This window comes from Xylophilus sp. PBN-3R (assembly GCF_057747805.1).
In genome coordinates, this window is sequence record NZ_CM173225.1 from 3693468 (window position 1) to 3714654 (window position 21187).

Annotated in this window: 20 protein-coding genes; 11 read left to right on the plus strand and 9 right to left on the minus strand. The window is 66.5% G+C overall.

The window, feature by feature from the left end; genetic code table 11:
- Positions 1 to 218: 218 nt before the first annotated feature.
- The gene (locus AC3ANW_RS17585) at positions 219 to 2393 is read left to right on the plus strand and encodes a gamma-glutamyltransferase family protein (RefSeq protein ID WP_488342136.1); all 2175 of its coding nucleotides are present in this window, start codon (positions 219 to 221) and stop codon (positions 2391 to 2393) included.
- 50 nt (positions 2394 to 2443) lie between these two features.
- Here AC3ANW_RS17585 and AC3ANW_RS17590 read toward each other — a convergent pair whose 3' ends face one another.
- Positions 2444 to 2992: a TetR/AcrR family transcriptional regulator gene (locus tag AC3ANW_RS17590; RefSeq protein WP_488342137.1), complete on the minus strand. Its 549-nt coding sequence runs from the start codon at positions 2990 to 2992 to the stop codon at positions 2444 to 2446.
- Between the two features lie 46 nt (positions 2993 to 3038).
- Between AC3ANW_RS17590 and AC3ANW_RS17595 the strand changes: the two genes are divergently transcribed.
- Positions 3039 to 3509 carry a nuclear transport factor 2 family protein gene (locus AC3ANW_RS17595; protein WP_488342138.1) on the plus strand — a complete coding sequence of 157 codons (471 nt, stop codon included), beginning with the start codon at positions 3039 to 3041 and terminating at the stop codon, positions 3507 to 3509.
- On the opposite strand, the gene AC3ANW_RS17600 is transcribed toward AC3ANW_RS17595, so the two are convergent.
- Complete coding sequence (locus tag AC3ANW_RS17600) at positions 3506 to 4480, minus strand: LysR family transcriptional regulator (protein ID WP_488342139.1); 975 nt, start codon at positions 4478 to 4480, stop codon at positions 3506 to 3508. The genes AC3ANW_RS17595 and AC3ANW_RS17600 overlap by 4 nt on opposite strands.
- A gap of 110 nt (positions 4481 to 4590) precedes the next feature.
- Between AC3ANW_RS17600 and AC3ANW_RS17605 the strand changes: the two genes are divergently transcribed.
- Entirely contained in the window at positions 4591 to 5829 is a 1239-nt protein-coding gene (locus AC3ANW_RS17605; RefSeq protein ID WP_488342140.1) for an MFS transporter, read from the plus strand.
- A gap of 70 nt (positions 5830 to 5899) precedes the next feature.
- Positions 5900 to 6577, plus strand: a complete 678-nt coding sequence (ypfH, locus tag AC3ANW_RS17610; protein ID WP_488342141.1) for an esterase — start codon at positions 5900 to 5902, stop codon at positions 6575 to 6577.
- Between the two features lie 3 nt (positions 6578 to 6580).
- Here ypfH and AC3ANW_RS17615 read toward each other — a convergent pair whose 3' ends face one another.
- The 3 genes from AC3ANW_RS17615 to xdhC form a co-directional block, all read right to left on the minus strand.
- Positions 6581 to 7984 (minus strand): 8-oxoguanine deaminase, encoded by a 1404-nt coding sequence (locus tag AC3ANW_RS17615; RefSeq protein WP_488342142.1) that lies wholly within the window; start codon positions 7982 to 7984, stop codon positions 6581 to 6583.
- Positions 7981 to 9201 carry a urate hydroxylase PuuD gene (locus AC3ANW_RS17620; RefSeq protein WP_488342143.1) on the minus strand — a complete coding sequence of 407 codons (1221 nt, stop codon included), beginning with the start codon at positions 9199 to 9201 and terminating at the stop codon, positions 7981 to 7983. The genes AC3ANW_RS17615 and AC3ANW_RS17620 overlap by 4 nt, the downstream gene beginning before the upstream one ends.
- Positions 9202 to 9412: 211 nt before the next feature.
- Positions 9413 to 10228, minus strand: coding sequence for a xanthine dehydrogenase accessory protein XdhC (xdhC, locus tag AC3ANW_RS17625; protein WP_488342144.1), 816 nt, complete (start codon positions 10226 to 10228; stop codon positions 9413 to 9415).
- Between the two features lie 53 nt (positions 10229 to 10281).
- On the opposite strand from xdhC, the gene AC3ANW_RS17630 reads away from it, so the two are divergent.
- Positions 10282 to 10803 carry a hypothetical protein gene (locus AC3ANW_RS17630; protein WP_488342145.1) on the plus strand — a complete coding sequence of 174 codons (522 nt, stop codon included), beginning with the start codon at positions 10282 to 10284 and terminating at the stop codon, positions 10801 to 10803.
- Here the strand turns inward: AC3ANW_RS17630 and uraH are convergent.
- Positions 10800 to 11150 carry a hydroxyisourate hydrolase gene (gene uraH, locus AC3ANW_RS17635; protein WP_488342146.1) on the minus strand — a complete coding sequence of 117 codons (351 nt, stop codon included), beginning with the start codon at positions 11148 to 11150 and terminating at the stop codon, positions 10800 to 10802. The two genes, AC3ANW_RS17630 and uraH, sit on opposite strands and share 4 nt — an antisense overlap.
- Positions 11151 to 11273: 123 nt before the next feature.
- Here uraH and AC3ANW_RS17640 point away from each other — a divergent pair, with 123 nt between their 5' ends.
- The 6 genes from AC3ANW_RS17640 to paeA all read left to right on the plus strand — a co-directional run bounded on the left by AC3ANW_RS17640 (position 11274) and on the right by paeA (position 18489).
- A complete protein-coding gene (locus tag AC3ANW_RS17640) occupies positions 11274 to 11960 on the plus strand; it encodes a GntR family transcriptional regulator (RefSeq protein ID WP_488342147.1) in 687 nt (228 codons plus the stop codon).
- 25 nt (positions 11961 to 11985) lie between these two features.
- Positions 11986 to 12936 carry an allantoinase PuuE gene (gene puuE, locus AC3ANW_RS17645; protein ID WP_488342148.1) on the plus strand — a complete coding sequence of 317 codons (951 nt, stop codon included), beginning with the start codon at positions 11986 to 11988 and terminating at the stop codon, positions 12934 to 12936.
- Positions 12933 to 14714 carry a 2-oxo-4-hydroxy-4-carboxy-5-ureidoimidazoline decarboxylase gene (uraD, locus tag AC3ANW_RS17650; protein WP_488342149.1) on the plus strand — a complete coding sequence of 594 codons (1782 nt, stop codon included), beginning with the start codon at positions 12933 to 12935 and terminating at the stop codon, positions 14712 to 14714. Before puuE ends, uraD begins: the two co-directional genes overlap by 4 nt.
- A 25-nt stretch (positions 14715 to 14739) precedes the next feature.
- Complete coding sequence (locus tag AC3ANW_RS17655) at positions 14740 to 15987, plus strand: M20 family metallopeptidase (protein WP_488342150.1); 1248 nt, start codon at positions 14740 to 14742, stop codon at positions 15985 to 15987.
- 138 nt (positions 15988 to 16125) lie between these two features.
- Positions 16126 to 17157: an AAA family ATPase gene (locus tag AC3ANW_RS17660; protein ID WP_488342151.1), complete on the plus strand. Its 1032-nt coding sequence runs from the start codon at positions 16126 to 16128 to the stop codon at positions 17155 to 17157.
- Between the two features lie 48 nt (positions 17158 to 17205).
- Positions 17206 to 18489: a polyamine export protein PaeA gene (gene paeA, locus AC3ANW_RS17665; protein ID WP_488342152.1), complete on the plus strand. Its 1284-nt coding sequence runs from the start codon at positions 17206 to 17208 to the stop codon at positions 18487 to 18489.
- Here the strand turns inward: paeA and AC3ANW_RS17670 are convergent.
- From AC3ANW_RS17670 to AC3ANW_RS17680, 3 genes are all read right to left on the minus strand, one after another.
- Positions 18486 to 18704 (minus strand): hypothetical protein, encoded by a 219-nt coding sequence (locus AC3ANW_RS17670; protein WP_488342153.1) that lies wholly within the window; start codon positions 18702 to 18704, stop codon positions 18486 to 18488. The genes paeA and AC3ANW_RS17670 overlap by 4 nt on opposite strands.
- 67 nt (positions 18705 to 18771) lie before the next feature.
- Positions 18772 to 19392: a lytic transglycosylase domain-containing protein gene (locus tag AC3ANW_RS17675; RefSeq protein WP_488342154.1), complete on the minus strand. Its 621-nt coding sequence runs from the start codon at positions 19390 to 19392 to the stop codon at positions 18772 to 18774.
- Complete coding sequence (locus tag AC3ANW_RS17680; protein ID WP_488342155.1) at positions 19389 to 21134, minus strand: proline--tRNA ligase; 1746 nt, start codon at positions 21132 to 21134, stop codon at positions 19389 to 19391. Before AC3ANW_RS17680 ends, AC3ANW_RS17675 begins: the two co-directional genes overlap by 4 nt.
- Between the last annotated feature and the right edge of the window lie 53 nt (positions 21135 to 21187).

The following is a 21187-nucleotide window of genomic DNA, read 5'->3' on the forward strand; positions in this document are numbered from 1 at the left end:
TGTCATTCGGGAAAAGAGGGTTGGAACAACCATTGTAAGTAGGCGCCATCCTACAAAAACCAAGGCTTCCGAGTGGCAGTCAGCGATCTTGTCCCTGCCGGCTACCGGAAAAACGCTTTTGCAACCACTCGGTAAACGCCCGATGTGAGCGAGGACTGATGGCATGGACATTGCATCTTCCGATGTCCAAACCTTATCTTTGAAACGCTTGCACCGACATGGCGCTGAAATCGCATTCCCTCATCACCCTCGCCGCTCTCAGCCTCCTGGCTGGATGCGGTGGCGCCAATTCCCCGACCGTCGTCGGCACCGGCACGGTCACCCCGGTGACACCCGTCACGCCGGTTGCTCCGGTAGTGCCGGTGACCCCGGTCCGCACCGTGACCTTCGACCCGGCCCTCTGCACCCAGCAGGCGGGCGCGCCCTACGGCCAGACCGTGGGCATCACCGGCACCAACATGATGGTCACCTCGGCCGACGTGCAGGCGTCCGCCGCTGGCTGCAAGGTGCTGGCCAAGGGCGGCACCGCCATCGACGCGACCATCGCGGTGCAGGCCGTGCTGGGTGTGGACGAACCTTTCGCGTCCGGCCTGTTCGGCGGCAGTGTCATCACCTATTACGACGCGGCCAGCAAGAAGGTCCGCACCTTCGACGGGCTGTCGGCGGCACCTGCCAACACCGGCGGACAGCCCGATATCTACAAGGCCGTGGCGCAGGATGTCAGCCCTGTCTGCAAGACCGGCCTGACGGTCGGTGCCAGCATCTCCTCGCAACAGGGCAATACCAATATTTCCGGCCGCGCCGTGGGCGTGCCGGGCACCGTCGCCGTGCTGAACATGGTGCATGACGCCTACGGAAAGACCGCCTGGAATGCCCTGTGGGACGACGCCATCGCGCTGGCCAACAACGGCTTCCCGATGACGAAGTACATGTATTCCACCCTGTACGCCGACTCGGCAGAGTTCGACGACGACGGCAACCCGGTCACAGCCGGCACCGGTGTATCGGCCTGGGTCAATTCGGCCGGCACCGCCAAGGGCGCGCCGCGCTGCAAATATCCGGACATCAACGCCCGTTACTGCGAACCGAGCGACACCACCAAACAAAAACCCCTGGCCGTCGGCACACTCATCAAGAACCCCGAGCTGGCCAGCACCCTGGCCCTGGTGCGTGACGGTGGCGCCGCCGCCTTCTACAACCCGAGCGGCCCCATCGCCACCGCCGTCGTCGCCAAGCTGACCACCGGCCAGCTGCCCTGCGCGTCGATCCTGCCGACCGCCGGCACCGCCGCGGCGCCCTCGGTGGCCAGCACCATCGCCAAGATCCCCAGCCTGATGACGACGGCCGACTTCGGCACCTACAAGGCGGTAGAGCGCCAGCCGCTGTCTGCCACCCGTTTCGGAATGACCATCTACACCCAGCCGGCGCCGTCGTTCGGTGGTGTGGTGCAGCTGTACACACTGGGCCTGCTGGAACGCAAGAACATCGCGGCCACCGCTTTCAACGGCGTCGACTACCTGCACCTGGCGACTGAAGCCAGCCGCCTGGCCAATGCCGACCGCCGCAACATCGTCGGCGACCCGGCGTATTCCAATACCCGTGACCGCATCTCCGTGCTGCTGAGTCCGAGTTACCTCGACGCACGTGCGCTGCAGATCGGCGCGACCGCCATCGGCACCGTCGCCGCGGGTGGAACGGCGGACGGCATCCCGGCTTTCGCTGCCAACGCCAGCCCGTCGAGCTACGACACGCTCGCACTGCGCAAGACCTCGGCCAGGGCCACGATGCTGGCGGCTGCCGGCAAGCCGGCGCACGAGGAAGACTGGAACACCACCAGCAACGTGGCCGTCATCGACGGCTACGGCAACGCCTTGTCGATGACCACCACGATCAACACCCACTGGGGTGCGCACATCGAGGCGGCGGGGATGATGATCAACGACGCGCTGTCGAACTTCTCTGCCAGCACGCCGGGGCTGGATGTGAACGGTTATGCGGCCTACAAACGTCCTCGCAGCTCCATCTCGCCGTCCATCGCCTTCGATGCGGCCGGCAAGCTGAAGCTGGTCTGGGGTTCTGCCGGCGGCGGCCCGATTCCCGATTACATCGTGAAGACCTTCCTGGGTCACGAGGTCTATGGCATGGACCTGCAGGCGGCGATCAATGCGCCCAACTTCAGCGGCCAGAACGGGATCGCCGAGCTGGAAGCCGGCAGCACGCTCGCCGCCCAGGTGGCGCCACTGATTTCAGCTTATGGCAGCGGATCGAGCGCCGCGGCCACCGGGCTACTGAGCGGCCTGAGCGGGATTTCCGTCAGTTATGACGCCAATGGTTTCCCTGTCTACAGCGGCGCTGCGGACAACCGGCGCAATGGCGGCGCCAATGGTTATTGAAGTGTTTCCCTGATTGATCAGGCCGCCTTCGGGCGGCCTTTTTTATTTGTTCAATGCTCCAGCCGCGATAAGCCGAGCCGGAAATCAGAAAGCGCAGAAACCGCGTCTCCCATCTGCGCCCGCACGATAGCCCCGTCCATAAGAAGCGCGACCACACCGGCATTTTCCGGCTTGCCCAGCAAGGAAATGATGCCGGCCATTTCGGACTTGTGCGCCAAGCCCGACGCACAGGTATCAGAAAAATCCCCCGCTGTTTCCGCAGCTGAATTGATGAAGGCACAGCCGCGAAATACAGGAAAAGAAAACCATTCCTCCAGCACATCCGGCAAGGCGGAAAACCCGCGCGATTCGGCACCATGCCGTCCGAGCGAATCGATGAACCAGCCCATCCAGACATCGTGCCGATAATCCAGAAACGCACGGACCAATAAATCCTTGCCGGCAAAGTGACGATAGAAAGTGACCTTCGTCACCCCGGCTTCGGCAATCACCCGGTCGATCCCGGTCGCCCGAATCCCGTCTCGGTAAAAAAGGTCATGCGCCGTACGCAAAAGCCGATCACGGGCAGACGAAAAAGTATGTGCAACGGCGTTGGTCATGCGCCCATTGTAGACAGACCTGTCTACCTCCGTTATCGTGCGGACCATGACCCCCTCCAAACCCCCGCTCCCCCCATTCACCGCGGAAACCGCCGTGCAGAAAACCCGCATGGCCGAAGACGCCTGGAACACCCGCGACCCCGACCGTGTGGTCCAGGTCTACACGGAGGACACGCAGTGGCGCAACCGCTCCGACTTCCCCACCGGCCACGCCGAAGTCCACGCTTTCCTCACCGCGAAATGGCAGCGCGAACTCGACTACCGGCTCATCAAGGAACTGTGGGCCTTCACCGACAATCGCATCGCCGTGCGTTTCGCCTATGAATGGCATGACAACGGTGGGAACTGGTTCCGCAGCTACGGCAACGAGAACTGGGAATTCAACGCCCAGGGCCTGATGCGGCGTCGTTTCGCCAGCATCAACGACCTGGCCATCGCCGAGCAGGACCGCAAGTTCCACTGGCCCCCGGGCCGCCGCCCCGACGACCACCCGAGCCTGTCGGACCTGGGGCTTTAGGCAGAAGTCCGCGACAAGGTGCCGGGCGGCAAGGCACCCTGGATGGAGCCCGGCACCGCTTCCCGGATGATCTCGAGGAAACGGCGCAGCCGCGCCGGATAGAAACGGGCGTGCGGGTACACCAGGTACATCGGCAGCGGCGATGCCTGCCAGTCCGGCAGTAGGTGCACCAGGCGGCCGGCGGCCAGGTCGTCCGACAACAGCCAGGCCGAACCGACGCCCACACCCAGGCCGTCCACCGCAGCGGTGCGCAGCGCATAAAGGCTGTCGGTGCTCAACCGTGGCCTGAAGGCCAGCCGGTGCGACTCACCGGTCTGCCGCTGCGACAGGGTGAGTTCGGTGCGATAGAAAGTGCGCAGCGCCAGCCACGGCAAGGCCATCAGGTCGGACGGCTGAGCGATGAGCGGCCGGCCCTGCAGCAACGATGGCGCGGCGACCACGAAACGGGGAATCTCCGCCAGTTGCAGCGCCACCACGTTGGGGTCGGTCACCTCGCCTACCTGGATGGCGCAGTCGACGCTGTCGGCGATGAAGTCCGGCGTGCGGTCGTGCAGCAGCCATTCCATCGACACCCGCGGGTATCGGCCCAGATAGTCGCCCACGGCCCGCAGCAATTGCGACTGGCCGAAGGCGTGCGGCGCCATGACCCGCAAGGTGCCTTCGGGTTCGTCGCCGGCACCGCGCAAGTCGGCCTCGAAGGCCTGCCAGCTCGCCAACAGTTCACGGGCACCGTCGAAGCAGCGCTGGCCGTCTTCGGTGAGTTTCATGGCATGGGTAGAGCGTTTGATCAGCCGCAGGCCCAGTTGCCGCTCGAGTGCCTGCAGCCGGCGGCTGATGGTCGGCTGCGTGGTACCCATCTGGCTGGCCGCCGCCGAGATGCTGCCGCTTTCGACAATTCGCACGAAAGTCGCCATCAGTTCGATGCGGTCGGTCGAACCCAGGCTTCCGGGCGCATTTTGGCGATCGTCCATCGGAAGATTTTATGCGGATGACGCATGACGGCTAAACGCACAAACCGTCTATGCGCAACGCGTCGACCAAAGCACACTGGCGGCCGGTTCAGTTGATCAGGGTAAACACCATGTCCTCCATTCAAGCAACGCATGTGAATGCCGCGCCGCAACCTGCAACCCAGGCGCTGCCGGCGGCGTTGATCTTTCTGCTCGCCAGCAGCGCCGGGCTGTCGGTGGCATCCATCTACTATGCGCAGCCGATGCTCGGCGTGCTCGGCCCGGCGCTGGGTGTCTCGGACCGGCTGATCGGCCTCGTGCCGACACTCACACAACTGGGTTATGCGTTCGGCATCCTGCTGCTGGCGCCGCTCGGTGACCGGTTCGACCGCCGGACCATCATCCTGGTCAAGGCTGCGGTCCTGTGCGCCGCACTGCTGGTGGCCGGTTTCGCGCCTTCCATCTCGGTGCTGCTCGCGGCCAGCCTGGTCATCGGCCTGACCGCCACCCTGGCCCAGGACGTGATTCCCGCCGCCGCCACGCTGGCGCCCGAAGCCAGCCGCGGCAAGGTGGTCGGGACCGCGATGACCGGGCTGCTGATGGGCATCCTGCTGTCGCGGGTGGTCAGCGGTTTCCTGGCCGAGCATTTCGGCTGGCGCAGCATGTTCATCGTGGCCGGCATCAGCATCGCGCTGGTGGGGCTGGCGGTGGCGCGGGGCCTGCCGCGTTTCAAGGCGACCACGCAACTGGCCTATGGCGCGCTGCTGGGTTCGCTGATCACGCTGTTCCAGCGCCACGGCGCACTGCGCCGCGCCGCTCTGGCGCAAGGCCTGCTGTCGGTGGCCTTCAGTGCCTTCTGGTCGACGCTGGCCGTGATGCTGCACGGCGCACCGTTCCACATGGGCAGCGCCGCCGCCGGCGCCTTCGGCCTGGCGGGTGCGGCCGGTGCGCTGGCTGCGCCCCTGGCCGGACGGCTCGCCGACAGGCGCGGCCCCGAACTGGTCACGCGGCTCGGTGCCGTCGTCGCCATCCTGTCCTTCGCGCTGATGGGGCTGATGTTCGCCATGCCCGACATGGAAACCAGCACCCGCGTCTGGCTGATCGCCGCAAGCGCCATCGGTTTCGACCTGGGCATCCAGGCCACGCTGATCGCCCACCAGACCATCGTCTACAGCATCGAGCCGGCCGCCCGCAGCCGCCTGAATGCAGTGCTGTTCGTCTGCGTGTTCATCGGCATGTCGGCAGGCTCGGCCCTGGGCAGCCAGGCACTGGCCGGCTGGGGCTGGATGGGTGTCACGCTGCTGTCCACCGTGTTCGCCGCCGGTGCGCTGGTGGTGCGCCTGTGGCCGGGGGCCGCACAGGCACGCTGAGATAACCCGACCAGGCCCCGTCTGCACGATGCCGTTGGACAATATCCGGCCTGATTGGAGAACAACACACATGTCCGAGCACGTCGTCGTCCAGATGCCCGAGGGGGAACCGGGCCAACTTTTCCTGCTGTTCCACGGGGTGGGCAGCACACCCGAAAACCTGGTGTCGGTCGGTGAACGACTGGCGGAGGAATTCCCTTCCGCCGCGGTGATCAGCGTGCGCGGGCCGGATGTGTCGGACATGGGTGCCGGCTACCAGTGGTTCTCGGTTGTCGGCGTCACCGAGGAGAGCCGGGCGGGGCGGATCGCCGCAGCGCTTCCGCGGTTTGTCGAAACGGTCCGGGGCTTCCAGGAGAAGACCGGTACGTCGGCGGCGCAGACCGCGCTGGTGGGTTTTTCACAGGGGGCGATCATGGCCTTGGCAGCGACCCAGCGGCCGGGCGCGGTGCTGGCGGGGCGGGTGATTTCGCTTGCCGGGCGGTTTGCGGATCTACCCGCCGTGGCACCTTCCGAGACCACGCTCCACCTGATCCACGGGCGCAGGGATCCGGTCATTGCACATGAGCATTCGGTTGCCGCTGCCGAACGGTGGATCGGGCTCGGGGGCGACGTCACAGCCGATGTGATCGCCGGCCTGGGGCATTCGGTCGACCAGGAAGTCGTCGACCTGCTGGTGCATCGCCTGAAGACGCATGTGCCGAAGCGGATCTGGGAACAGGCCATGGCAGCGGCTTCGGCTGCTCCCTGAACGTCAACCGCCGGAAGCCAGGGAAACCGCCAGGGCGTTGTGTCGCGCCACCAGCGGCTCCAGTTCGACCGAAACCAGCTGCCCCTGCCGAACCACGATCCGCCCATCGACCACGGTAAATGCAGCCGCCGCGCTCGCACACAGAAGCAGGGACCCGACCGGGTCGTGCACAGCTCCTCCGGCGAAACCCAGGACGGACAAATCGAAAAGGGCCAGGTCCGCGCAATAGCCCACGGAAATCTGCCCGATGTCGTGCGCCCGGCCCAGTACGCGGGCGCCGCCCCGGGTGGCAAGGGAAAGTGCATCACGCGCCGTCATCTCGGATGGCCCGGCATCACAACCAAAAGGTTCCAGCGCCCGCCCGACCCGGGCCAGCAGCAAGGCCTGCCGGGCCTCGGACACCATCTGCGCGCCGTCGTTGCTGGCGCTGCCGTCGACCCCCAGCCCGACCGGAACCCCGGCATCCAGCATGCGCCGCACCGGCGCGATGCCGGAAGCCAGCCGCATGTTCGAACACGGGCAATGCGCCACGCCGGTCCCGGTTCGGGCGAAGAGCCCGATGCCGGCGGCATCCAGCTTGACGCAGTGCGCATGCCAGACATCCGACCCCAGCCAGCCCAGGGACTCCGCGTATTCGGCAGGGGTGCAGCCGAACTTCTCGCGGCTGTAGGCGATGTCGTGATCGTTCTCGGCCAGGTGGGTATGCAGCCGCACGCCGTAGGACCGCGCCAGTTCGGCACTGCTGCGCATCAGGTCGCGGCTGACGCTGAACGGCGAACACGGCGCCACCGCCACCTGGGTCATGGCGCCGTGCGATGCGTCGTGGAAAGACTCGATCAGCCGCTGCGTGTCCCGCAGGATGGCGTCTTCGCGCTCGACCACCGCATCCGGCGGCAGACCGCCATCGCTCTGCCCAACGCTCATGCTGCCGCGTGAGGCGGTGAAGCGCATGCCGATGGCCAATGCCGCCTCGATGCTGTCGTCCAGCCGCACGCCGTTGGGATAGATGTAGAGGTGATCGCTGCTGGTGGTGCAGCCCGACAACAGCAATTCGGCCATCGCCACCTGGGTGGACACCTGCACCATCTCGGGCGTCAGGCCCGACCAGATGGGATACAGCCCCTGCAGCCAGGAGAACAGTTCGGCGTTCTGCACCGCCGGAATCGCCCGGGTGAGCGACTGGTACATGTGGTGATGCGTGTTGATCAACCCCGGCACCACCAGGTGACCGCGCGCGTCGATCACCTCGTCGGCCATCAGCGGCATGGCGTCCGCCGGGCCGACCGCTTCGATGACATTGCCGCGGACGAGGATGGAGGCGTCGCGCAGTTCGCGGCCGGCGTCGTCCTGGGTGGCGATGCAGGCGGCGTTGCGTATCAGCAGGGTGCGTTCTGTCGTGGCGCTCATGGCGCGACACTCGCGCCGGCCTGGAACCAGCGGCCGAGCAATGCACGTTCGTCGTCGGTGATGCCGGTGGCATTGTTCATCGGCATGGTCCTGGCGACCACCGCCTGCTGGTACACGGCTGCCGCATGGAGCTTGAGGTTCTCCGGCGAATCCAGGCGCACGTTCTTCATCTGCAGGGCCGCACCGTGGCACTGGTAACAGCGCTGTTCCAGCACCGGCTGCACCTGCGCATAACCGACCGGCGCGGCGGCGACCGCGGCCGCCCGCGCCGGATCGACCGGCGCCACCGGCGCAGGACGCAGCCACCAGATGACGCTGCCCAGCACCGCCAGTCCGACCAGTGCATACGGATAGGGATGGCGGTTGCGTCCCAGCTTGTAGCCGTGGCGCAGCACGAAGAACTGCCGGATGGCCGCGCCCGAGAACATCATCAGGATCAGTACCGCCCAGTTCTGCGGATGACTCCAGGTGAAGCTGTAATGGTTGGACAGCATCGCGAACAGCACCGGCAGGGTGAAGTAGGTGTTGTGCACGCTGCGCTGTTTGCCGCGCGCGCCGTGGATCGGGTCCACCGCCTGGCCGGCCTTGATCGATGCCAGCACCGTCTTCTGGCCGGGAATGATCCAGAAGAACACGTTGGCGCTCATGCTGGTGGCCAGCATCGCACCTACGAGCAGAAACGCCGCCCGGCCGGCGAACCAGTGGCAGGCCAGCCACGAGGCGATGCACACCAGCACCAGCACCAGGCCGCCGACGATCGCGTCGCCGTTCTTCTTCTTGCCGAAGGTCTGGCAGATGAAGTCGTACAGCATCCAGAAGATCACCAGGAACGACAGTGCCACGCCGATGGCCGCGCCCGGCGCCCATTCCATGCGCGACTTGTCGACCAGGTAGGTGCCGGCGTTCCAGAGGTAGGAAACCGTGAACAGCGCAAGGCCGGACAGCCAGGTGCTATAGCTTTCCCAGAAGAACCAATGCAGGTGGCTGGGCAGCCTGGGCGGCTGCACCTGGTATTTGACGGGGTGGTAGAAACCGCCGCCGTGCACCGCCCACAACTCGCCGGTAGCGCCTTCCTTGCGGAGGGCTTCGTCTTCGGGTGTCGTCAGGCTGCTGTCGAGAAAGACGAAATAGAAGGAGGAACCGACCCAGGCGATGGCGGTGATGACATGGACCCAGCGCAGCAGCAGGTTGGCCCAGTCGAGCAGATAACTTTCCATTGGTCCTGACCTTGCGGCGAAGGGGTGTCGCCGTCTTTCCCGGGATGACCACTGCTCACCACTGCGGGCGCTCTGAGCAGCATGGGCCGCGAACCGGGGTGTCTCTCAAACGATGGTCGAACCGACGGTTGAAAAGAGCACCCATGCTCCGCTGCGGCCATGAATTTTTTGTGGGCGCGAGTGTATCCAGAAAGCCGGCCGCCGCCGCGCATCACGCTGGCAGCGTCTGCAATAACTGTGCCGCCACCGCCACGGCGATGACCTCGGGTTCCTTGCCGCCGATACCGGGAACGCCTATCGGGCAGGTGACGGCGGCGAGTTCTTCCTCCGTGAAACCGCGCGCCATCAACCGGCGGCGGAAGGTCGCCCATTTGGTGTGGCTGCCGATCAGGCCGATGAAGCGCAGGTCGCCCTGCTGACGCTGCCGCAGGAGGCAGGCGGCCACCACGTCCAGGTCTTCGGCATGGCTGAAACTCATGATCAGCACCCGCGACTGAGGTGCCAGCCCCGGTACGGCCGCATGTATCGGGTCGGAATGTTCGCAGACCAGTTCGGCGTCGCCCCGCGGGATGTCGGGCGGGAATATCTCGTCGCGGCTGTCGATCCAGGTCAGCGCGAAAGGCAGCGAGGCCAGCACCCGCGCCAGCGCCGAACCGACATGGCCGCCGCCGAACAGCGCGACCGGCGCGCCCTGGCGGGCGAGCCCGGTGCGCAGCCTGGCGATGTCCCTGGCAGCCACTGGCGTGTAGCGCAGGTGGACCACTCCGCCGCAGCACTGGCCGAGCGACGGGCCGAGGGCGTAGCGGCGTGGCCCGGCAGCCGGCGGCCCGCCCGCCAGGGTGGCGCGGGCCTCGGCGATGGCGTCGAACTCCAGCCTGCCACCGCCGATGGTGCCCACCAGGCGGTCGCCGAAAACCGCCATCCAGGTGCCGGCCTCGCGCGGCGCGGAGCCCTGGGTGGCGACGATCTCGACCAGCACCGCCGCGTCGGATGCCAGGCCGTCCAGCAGCCGTTTCAGCGGCGTCATCGGGGCTTGCTCCGGCAGACAGGCGGCGACAAGTGCTGCGACACTCGGCGCCCATGGCCCCATCGTCCAAATCCATCCCCCGCCGCATCGCCGCGTTTTTTGGCGGCATCGCGGCGCTGCTCGTGTCCTGCCGTTCGGGCCCGCCCGACCTGACGCCGCCCACCGCCGAGGAACGTGCGCAGGACGCCGGCGCGGTCGTCGGGCCGGTTCCGGGCAACCAGGGTTCGGCCCGCATCTCGTCGGCCACCACCGAACGCGCCTACCGGCAGGACGGCGCCAGCCACCTCTACGGCCTGAACGCGGCGCGCATCTACAAGGGGCAGTTGCCGCCCCTGCTGTACGCCATCGGCACCTTGCAGGTGCATCTGGATGCCACCGGCCGGGTCACCGGCATGAGCTGGATGCGGGCGCCGAGCCATGCGCCCGAGGTCGTGCGCGAGATCGAGGCCACGGTGCGCCGCGCCTCGCCCTTCCCGGCACCGGCCCGCATCGGCCGCATGACCTATACCGACACCTGGCTGTGGGACAAGAGCGGCAAGTTCCAGCTGGACACGCTGACCGAAGGCCAACGTTAACTTCCGCGGTAGGTGGAGTAGCTCCACGGGCTGACCAGCAAGGGCACGTGGTAGTGCTGGCTGACATCGGCCACTCCGAAGTCCAGAGACACCCGGCCGAGGAAGTTGGGCTGCGGCAGCGCCACGCCGCGCGCAGAGAAATATGCCTCCACATCGAACACCAGGCGATAGGTGCCGGCCTTCAGGCTGGCAGCGTCGTACAGCGGCGTGTCGGTCCGGCCGTCGGCGTTGAGGGTGTAACGGCGCACCAGCGTGCTTTCGTCGCCCTGCGTGGTGAAAAGCGCGACCAACATGCCGGCTGCGGGGCAGCCGTGCATCGTGTCGAGCACGTGGGTGCTGAGGCCCATCGGAATGCTCCTTGCTTGCAATGAATGAAAACCGCCTGGCGGCTGGCGAACCTGGACGAACCCGGTTCGCAGTCGACCAAAAGTGTATACACTTTTACCTTCACCCGACCCTCTTCCCCGACCATGCAGCCTCTTCCAGCCGGGTCCTCTTCGACGACCACCGCCATCGTCGAGTCCCTGACACGGGCCATCGTCGAACACCGCCTGCACCCCGGCGCGAAGCTGGCCGAACAGAAGCTGGCCGATCATTTCGGCGTGTCCCGCACATTGGTGAGGCAAGCTTTGTTCCAGCTGGCGCAAAACCGGCTGGTGCGACTGGAACCGGCGCGCGGCGCCTTTGTCTCGGCGCCTTCGGCCGATGAAGCCCGCCAGGTCTTCGCGGTGCGCCGCATGCTCGAAACCGGCATGGCCCGCGATTTCGTACGCACCAGCACCCCCGCGCGCATCAAAGCCCTGAAGGCCCATGTGGCGCTCGAGAAAGCCGCCGTCGAACGCGACGACGTGCCCGGCCGCACCGCCCTGCTGGGCGATTTCCATGTGCGCATGGCCGAGCTGATGGGCAACAGCGTTCTGGCGCAACTGCTGGACGACCTGATCTCGCGCTGCGCCCTCATCACGCTGATGTACCAGTCGTCGGCCGCCGCCGCGCACAGCTACGAAGAACACGCCGACATCGTGAAGGCGCTTGCCGCCCGCGATGCCGAACTGGCCGCGAAACTGATGGACGAACACCTGTGCAACGTCGAGGAAAACCTGGTCTTCGACCGCCGCATGCCCAGCAACGACATCGCCAAGGCGCTAGCCGCCTGACATCACGCCACCACGCAACCCAGCCATGGCCCAGACATTCGACACCACCCTGCCCTACCCCCGCGACCTGGCCGGCTACGGCCGCAATCCGCCGCAGGCCGACTGGCCCGGCAAGGCCCGCATCGCGGTGCAGTTCGTCCTGAACTACGAGGAAGGCGGAGAAAACGCCACGCTGCACGGCGACGCCGGCTCGGAGCAATTCCTTTCCGAAATGTTCAACCCGGCCGCCTACCCCGACCGCCACATGAGCATGGAAAGCATCTACGAATACGGCTCGCGGGTCGGCCTGTGGCGCATCCTGCGGGAATTCGAGAAACGCCAGCTGCCGCTGACCGTCTTCGGTGTCGGCATGGCGCTGCAGCGTTATCCCGAAGCGGCCCAGGCGTTCGTCGAACTGGGCCACGAGATCGCCTGCCACGGCTGGCGCTGGATCCACTACCAGAGCCTGGACGAAGCGGTGGAACGCGAACACATGCAGATGGGCATGGACGCCATCGAAAAGCTGACCGGCACCCGTCCGCTGGGCTGGTACACCGGCCGCGACAGCCCCCGCACCCGCCGGCTGCTGGCCGATGCCGGCGAAACCCTCTACGACAGCGACTATTACGGCGACGACCTGCCCTTCTGGATGAAAGTCGCCCGCAGCGACGGCAGCACCGTGCCGCGCCTGGTCGTGCCCTATACGCTGGACACCAACGACATGCGTTTCGCCATGCCGCAGGGTTTTGTGCAGTCGGACGATTTCTTCACCTACCTGCGCGACAGCTTCGACGTGCTGTATGCCGAAGGCGCCGAAACCCCGCGCATGCTGAGCATCGGCATGCATTGCCGGCTGCTGGGCCGGCCCGGGCGCATGGTGGCCCTGCAGAAATTCCTCGATCACATCGCAAGCCACGACCGCGTGTGGGTCTGCAAACGTATCGACATCGCCCGCCACTGGATGGCGCGGCACCCTTATGCGGAGGCCGCCCGATGAGCAAGCTGACCCTCGACCAGATCAATGCCGCCAGCCCGGCCGAAGCCGCCGCGCTGCTGGACGGCCTGTACGAACACTCGCCCTGGATCGTCGAACGCACGGTGCTGCGGTCGGCGCCTTTCAGCTCACTGGCGCAGTTCAAGCACGCGCTGGCGCAGACGGTGTCGTCGGCTGGCGAACAGGCGCAGCTGGACCTCATCCGCGCCCATCCCGAACTCGCCGGCAAGGCCATGGTGTCGAAGTCGCTGACGGCCGAATCGACCGGCGAACAATCGCGCGCCGGGCTGACCGAATGCAGCCCGGAAGAATTCGAGCGCATCCAGCAACTCAACGCGCAGTACAACGAACGTTTCGGTTTCCCTTTCGTGATGGCGGTGCGCGGCCCGCGCGGCACCGGGCTGGCCCGCCAGCAGATCATCGACACCTTCGCCCGCCGGCTGGACCACCATCCGGACTTCGAGCGTGAAGAGGCGCTGCGCAACATCCACCGCATCGCCGAGATCCGGCTGGCCGACAAGTTCGACGTGTCGCCCACCATCGGCAACCAGGTTTGGGACTGGCAGGAGCGCCTGGCCGAATTCAGCGACCCGGGTTTCAAGGAAGCCGGCCAGCTGACCGTCACCTACCTGACCGACGCCCACCGCGCCTGCGCCAGCCGCATCGAACGCGACATGCTGGACGCCGGCTGCGACAGCGTTGCCATCGACGCGGTCGGCAACGTCGTCGGCCGCTACGAAGGCAGCCGCCCCGACGCGCCCGCGCTGATGACCGGATCGCATTACGATACCGTGCGCAACGGCGGCAAGTACGACGGCCGGCTGGGCATCTACGTGCCACTGGCCTGTGTGCAGCAGTTGCACCGGTCCGGCCAGCGCCTGCCCTTCGGCATCGAGATCGTGGCCTTCGCCGAAGAAGAGGGCCAGCGTTACAAGGCGACCTTCCTGGGGTCGGGCGCACTGGTCGGCGACTTCAGGCCCGAATGGCTGGACCAGCGCGATGTCGACGGCATCAGCATGCGCGAAGCCATGGAACAGGCCGGCCTGCGGATCGAGGACATCCCGGCGCTGCAACGCGACCCCTCGGCGTACCTGGGTTTCGTGGAAGTCCACATCGAACAGGGACCGGTGCTGAACGAACTGAACCTGCCGCTCGGAATCGTCACCTCGATCAACGGCGGCGTGCGTTTCCTGGGCGAATTCACCGGCATGGCCAGCCATGCGGGCACCACCCCGATGAACCGCCGCCGCGATGCCGCCACCGCCGCTGCCGAACTCGCCCTGTACCTGGAAAAACGGGCGGCGCAGGACGGCGATTCGGTCGCCACCATGGGCCAGCTGCAGGTGCCTTCCGGCTCGATCAACGTGGTGCCGGGCCGCGCGCTGTTCAGCCTGGACCTGCGCGCACCGACCGACCCGCAGCGCGATGCGCTGGTGGCCGACGTGCTGGAAGAAGCCCGGGCCATCGCCGCCCGCCGGGGCGTATCGCTCAAGCTGGACGAAGCCATGCGCGCGTCGGCCGCACCGAGCGCACCGGCCTGGCAGCAGCGCTGGGAACGCGCAGTCGAAGCCCTGGGCCTGCCGCTATACCGCATGCCCAGCGGCGCCGGTCACGACGCCATGAAACTGCATGTGGCCATGCCGCAGGCCATGCTGTTCGTGCGCGGCGAAAACGCCGGCATCAGCCACAACCCGCTGGAAAGCAGCACGGCCGACGACATGGAGCTGGCGGTTCTGGCCTTCGGCCACATCCTTTCGGGCCTGGCTTCGGACGCCACCTGAACACCTTTATCCACACGGTTTCCCGATGCCCGAATTCACCCAAGACTACGCCCGGCTCGACGCCTGGATCGACGCCCATTTCGCCGAAGAAGTGGCGTTTCTGCAAGCGCTGGTGCGTGTGCCGACCGACACCCCGCCCGGCAACAACGCACCGCATGCCGAGCGCACCGCCGAGCTGCTGAAAAGCTTCGGTTTCGAGGCCGAACACCATCCTGTACCGGCGTCCGAAGTGCATGCGGCCGGCATGGAATCCATCACCAACCTGATCGTGCGCCGGCCTTACGGCGAGCCCGGCCAGGGCCCGGTGATCGCCCTGAACGCGCATGGCGACGTGGTGCCGCCCGGCGATGGCTGGACCCATGAGCCCTATGGCGCCGAGATCGTCGATGGCCGCATGTACGGCCGCGCCACCGCCGTCAGCAAGAGCGACTTCGCCAGCTTCAGTTTCGCGGTGCAGGCGCTCGAATCGCTGGGCGCAGCGCTGCAGGGATCGGTCGAACTGCACTTCACCTACGACGAGGAATTCGGTGGCGAACTCGGCCCCGGCTGGCTGCTGAAGAAGGGCCTAACAAAACCCGACCTGCTGATCGCCGCCGGCTTCAGCCACGAGGTCGTCACCGCCCACAACGGCTGCCTGCAGATGGAGGTCACCGTGCACGGCCGCATGGCCCACGCCGCCGTGCCGGCTACCGGCATCGACGCCCTGCAAGGCGCGGTCGCGGTGCTGAACGCCTTGTACGCACAGAACACGCTCTACCGGCAGGTCACTTCGGACGTCGAGGGCATCGAGCATCCTTATCTGAACGTCGGCCGCATCGAGGGCGGCACCAACACCAACGTGGTGCCGGGCAAGGTCGTGCTGAAGATCGACCGCCGCATGATTCCGGAAGAAGACCCGGTGGCGGTCGAGGCCGACATCCGCAAGGTCATCGCCGACGCCGCGGCCACGGTACCGGGCGTGACGGTCGATCTGCGCCGCCTGCTGCTGGCCCGCTCGATGCGGCCGCTGGCAGGCAACCAGCCGCTGGTCGATGCCATCCAGCGCCACGGCAAGGCGGTGCTGGGCGAGGACGTTCCGGCCATGGGCACGCCGCTGTATACCGATGTGCGCCTGTACGCCGAGGCCGGCATTCCGGGTGTCATCTACGGTGCCGGTCCGCGCACCGTGCTGGAGTCGAACGCCAAACGCGCCGACGAGAACCTGCTGCTGGATGACCTGCGCGCCGCCACCAAGGTGATCGCACGGACGCTGCGCGACCTGCTTGCCGGCTGACCGCGTCGCGACTTTTCGCGACTTTCCATTTGTCGAATAGCGGGGTAGGAAGACTGCTACACCGCTGCTCGACACATGGACGGCTGGCACGCCTTGTGCTGCAATGAATCCGTCATGACTCACTTCAGGGAGTGCTCGATGGAATCACGTCTTTTTGCGGATTCACCGGCTACGGCCAGCAGCGTCACCCTGCCGTTCACTTTGCCCATCGCACAAGTGCGCAGTGTTTTCACCCCCTCGGACGTCGAGCGCAAGCTCGACAAGCTGCACGGCATGACCGGTGACCAGCGCGAACATGAAAGCCTGCGCAACACCTACGAACGCATGTTGGAGCGCGGCCCGGACCGCTTCCAGGTCAAGCCCGCGGGCATCCCCGACATGGCGCAGCTCTACGACGACCTGCCCAACTTCACCGAAGTGCTGGACGACGTGCGCCGCCATGTCGCCCTGTCGCAGGACAGCCGCGACGGCCTGGAGGTGACACCCATGCTGCTGCTGGGCGCACCCGGCATCGGCAAGACCCATTTCGCACGCGCCCTGGCCGACCTCATCGGCACCGGCATGAACCTGGTGCCCATGGGTTCCATGACTGCCGGCTGGCTGCTGTCGGGCTCGGCATCACAGTGGAAGGGTGCCCGGCCCGGCAAGGTGTTCGAGACCCTGGTCGACGGCCAATATGCCAACCCGGTGATCGTCGTCGACGAGATCGACAAGGCCAGCGCCGATGCCCAATACGACCCGCTCGGCGCGTTGTACAGCCTGCTCGAACACGACACCGCGGGCGCCTTCGTCGACGAATTCGCCGAGGTGCCCATCGACGCCAGCCAGGTGGTGTGGATCACCACCGCCAACGACGCACGGGGCATTCCGGACCCCATCCTGAACCGCATGAATGTGTTCGAGGTGCCGACACCCACGGCCGACCAGGCCCGCCACATCGCCCTGCGGCTTTACCAGTCGATCCGCGCCAGCCACGACTGGGGCAGCCGCTTCGACGACGCGCCGGCGGACATGGTGCTGGAACGACTGGCCGGCCTCGCACCCCGCGAGATGCGGCGTGCGCTGATGGTGGCCTTCGGCAACGCCCGGCTGGAAGGCCGCAGCACCCTGCGCAGCGCCGACCTGCCGCGCGGGCCGTCGGCACGCAGCCGCATCGGCTTCATGAACTGAGCGGATCAGGTCCGACAAGGGCATTTGGCGGCGAGAATGCCGGTTCAAATGCCCTTGTCCACCAGTCTCATCCTGATCGCCGTACTGATCGCGGCCAGCGCCTTTTTCTCGGTCGCCGAGATTTCCCTGGCCGCATCACGCCGGCTGCGCCTGCGGCAGATGGCCGACGAAGGCGAAAGCCGCGCCGAGCGGGTGATGCGGATCCAGGAACAACCAGGGCCGTACTTCACCATCGTGCAGATCGGCCAGAACGCCATCGCCATCCTGGGCGGCATCGTCGGCGAAGGCGCACTCAGCCCGACCTTCATCCAGTTCTTCTCGCTGGGCCTGGGCGAAGAGGCATCGGCCACCGCCGGCTTCATTTGTTCGTTCTTCGTGGTGACTTCGCTGTTCATCCTGTTCGCCGACCTGTTCCCCAAACGCCTGGGCATGACCGCGCCCGAGGCGCTGGCGGTGCGGGTGGCGCGGCCGATGCAGCTGCTCATGACGGTCTTCGCGCCGCTCGCGTGGATCTACGGCAAGGCGGCCGACGGCCTGTTCGCGCTGTTCGGCCTGCCGCTGAAACGCGACGACCGTGTCACCTACGAAGACATCCTGGCCATGACCGAAGCCGGCGCGCTGGCCGGCGTTCTGGCGGCGGGCGAGCAGCAGCTCATCGCCAACGTCTTCGAGCTGGACACCCGGGTCATCAGCAGCGCCATGACGCCCCGCGACCGCATCGCATTCTTCCGGCGGGACGACCCGGATTCGGTGATCCGCCTGCGCATCGCGGCCGAGCCCTTCAGCACCTATCCGGTGTGCGACGGCGACATCGACCGGGTGGTGGGTTATGTGGATGCCAAGGATCTCTTCCAGCGTGTGCTCAACAACCAGCCGATTTCGCTGGCCGACGACGCGCTGGTGCGCAAGGTGCTGATCGTGCCCGACCGGCTGACGCTGGCCGAGGTGCTGGAGCAGTTCCGGCTGGTGGGCGAGGACTTCGCGGTCATCGTCAACGAATACAGCCTGGTGGTGGGTGTGGTCACCCTCAACGACGTCATGAGCACGGTGATGGGCGACCTGATCTCGCCGCTCGACGAAGAGCTCATCGTGCGACGCGACGAGAACTCCTGGCTGATCGACGGCGTGACGCCCATCCAGGACGTGATGCACACGCTGGGCCTCGAATCGCTGCCGCACGAAGGCGAATACGAGACGCTGGCGGGCTTCCTGATGGTGATGCTGCGCCGGGTTCCGCGTCGCACCGACAGCGTGACCTGGGGCGGCTACAAGTTCGAGGTGCTGGACGTCGACAGCTTCCGCATCGACCAGGTGATGGTCGCCCGGGTCTAGCCGCGCGCCCTGGACTTGGCGCGTTTGCGGCGGGTGTGCCGGGCCGGCTTGGCCTTGCGGTGATGGGCAGTGCGCTCCGACTTGGCGAACGATTCGTCGGTGGGTGCGCCCTTGCTGTGGGGCTTGCGCATCTTCTCGCCGCTGCCGTGCGCGATACGTTCCTGCTTGGCGTGGATGTTGGCGTAGAGACCGGGTTTTTTCGGTTTGGCAGGCACGGGTGACTCCTGGCTGTTCAAGTCGCCCAGTCTGGCGAGGACACGACGATTCGAAGTGACCGGATGTTCAGCGGGTGCTGGTGTCGAACTGCCATTTCTTCTGCGCGCCGAATACCGCGTCCGGGTATGGTGCCCTGCCCCGGCTGCCGTTGTACCGCCCCAGCGCCATGAAGCTGTCGCCGCGTTCGCGGTCCAGGTAGAAACGCAGGATCACGCAGCCGAAACGCAGATTGGTCTGCATGTGGAACAGGTGCGCCGGCTCGCCGTTGCCGATGGTGCGCATCCAGAAAGGCATGACCTGCATGAAGCCGCGCGCACCCACGCTGGAGACGGCGAACTTGCGAAAACCGCTCTCGACCTGCACCAGGCCCAGCACCAGCGATTCGTCCAGCCCCGCCCGGTGCGATTCGTACCAGAGGGTGCGCAGGAAGTCGTGGCGGGTTTCCGCGTCGGCCATGCGAGGCCGCAGGCGGCCCGACATCTCGGCCAGCCAGCGCAGGTAGGCCATGCGCCGCGCGGTGTCGGCGAATTCGGGCACCGGCGGCGCCCGGTCTGAAATCGCGGCGCTGAGCGCGCTGCGCACCGCGTCGGCCAGCGGCTCTTCGAGTTGCGCGCCAGCCCGGGCCGCCTGCCAAGGAAGCAGCAGGCCTCCGGCGGAAAAAGCCAGCCAGGCGCGCCGCTGCATCATTTGCCGATGCGGCCCTTCACGTGGGCCGCCACTTCGGTCAGAGCCACCTTGGTGGCCTCGGTGTCGCGGCGCGCCTGGTATTCGACCGTGCCTTCCTTCAGGCCCCGGTCGGACAGCACGACCCGGTGCGGCACGCCGATCAGCTCCCAGTCGGCGAACATGGCGCCCGGGCGTTCGCCGCGGTCGTCCAGCAGCACGTCGATGCCGGACGCCAGCAGGTCGTCGTACAGCGCCTGAGCCGCTGCGCGCACCGGCTCGCTGCGGTCCATGCCGATGGGGCAGATGACTACGGTGAAAGGCGCGATGGCGTCGGGCCAGATGATGCCGCGCTCGTCGTGGTTCTGTTCGACGGCCGCGGCCGGCAGGCGGGTCACGCCGATGCCGTAGCAACCCATCTCGAAGTGGCGCGGCTTGCCGTTCTCGTCCAGGAAGGTGGCGCTCATCGCGGCGCTGTATTTGGTGCCGAGGTAGAACACATGGCCGACCTCGATGCCGCGTTCGATGGACAGCGTGCCCTTGCCATCAGGCGATGCGTCGCCGTCGACCACGTTGCGGATGTCGGCCACCAGCTCCGGCTCGGGCAGGTCGCGGCCCCAGTTGATGCCGCGGATATGGAAGTCGGGTTCGTTGGCTCCGGCGATCCAGTCGGCCATCAGGGCGACTTCGCGGTCGGCGATCATCTTCACCGGCTTCTTCAGGCCGATGGGGCCCAGATAGCCGGGCCTGGAGCCGAAATGCTCCTCGATCTCGCCGACGCTGGCGAACCGGAATCCGCCTTCCAGGCCGGGCAGCTTGCCGACCTTGACTTCGTTCATGTCGTGGTCGCCGCGCAGCAGCAGCAGCCAGATTTCGGAGGGCGCGGGCTCACCGGCTTCGGTGGTCTTCTCGGCGGCCAGCACGATCGACTTGACGGTGCGGCCGAGCTCCAGGCCCAGCAGCGCGGCGACATCGGCACAGGTGCTTTTGCCCGGCGTGGCGACCTTGGTCATGGTCTCGGCGGGCTCGGCACGGACATGGGCGGGCGCCAGTGCCTCGGCCTTTTCCATGTTGGCCGCGTAATCGCTCTGCGGGCAATAGACGATGGCGTCCTCGCCAGTGGCGGCGATCACCTGGAACTCTTCCGACAGGTCACCGCCGATGGCGCCGCTGTCGGCCGCCACGGCGCGATAACGCAGGCCGAAGCGGTCGAAGATGCGGCGATAGGCGGCCGCCATGTTCTGGTAGCTGGCCTGGGCGGCTTCGGGGCTGCGGTCGAAGCTGTAGGCGTCCTTCATGATGAATTCGCGGCCCCGCATCAGGCCGAAACGCGGACGGCGTTCGTCACGGAATTTGGTCTGGATCTGGTACAGGTTCTTGGGCAGCTGCTTGTAGCTGCGAAATTCTTGCCGGGCGATGTCGGTCACCACCTCTTCGCTGGTCGGCTGGATCACGAAGTCGCGGCCGTGGCGGTCGCGGATGCGCAGCAGTTCGGGGCCCATCTTCTCGAAGCGGCCGGTTTCCTGCCAGTACTCGGCCGGCTGCACCACCGGCATGGTGATCTCGACCGCGCCGGCACGGTTCATCTCTTCGCGCACGATGGCCTCGACCTTGCGGATCACGCGCAGCCCCATCGGCATGTAGTTGTAGATGCCGGCGCCCAATTTCTTGATCATGCCGGCGCGCATCATCAGCCGATGGCTGGCCACCTCGGCATCGGCAGGCGCTTCTTTGAGGGTGGAGACGAGGAAGGATGATGCTTTCATGGGGGCGTTCTAGCGGACGGCGGTGCGCTGGCAAAAAGACGGGAGAAGACGGC